At 38.5% G+C, this 301-nt stretch carries 1 pseudogene; it reads right to left on the reverse strand.

From position 1 onward, the window contains the following. Positions 1–301: pseudogene (locus AB4486_RS27520) on the reverse strand (recombinase family protein); the annotation flags it as partial.

Genomic DNA, 301 nt, shown 5'->3' on the forward strand with positions numbered 1-301 from the left:
TCTACACTTCAACCTAGCTTCTTTATTATCAGCTCGTGCTTTGTCAGCTAATTCGATAAGTTTTTCTACCCATTTTTGAACGTCACTTTGATTAACATCTGGCTTTTGTGAGTCACGTTCTTTAATCAGCTTCTGTTTTTCTGAGTTCAGTCTATCGTGAGAGTCTTTAAACAAGTGCCAAGGCGCACCTGCTGTAACCTGCTCGACAATATGTTTAACTTTGTTTTCTACTTCTTCGATTAAAGCAGAGTAGTTAACATTGTTAACTGTAGGCACTAAAGACTGAGGCTCAACTCCGATA

Source organism: Vibrio sp. 10N.222.55.C6 (assembly GCF_041473395.1).
Classification (GTDB): Bacteria; Pseudomonadota; Gammaproteobacteria; order Enterobacterales; family Vibrionaceae; genus Vibrio; species Vibrio crassostreae_C.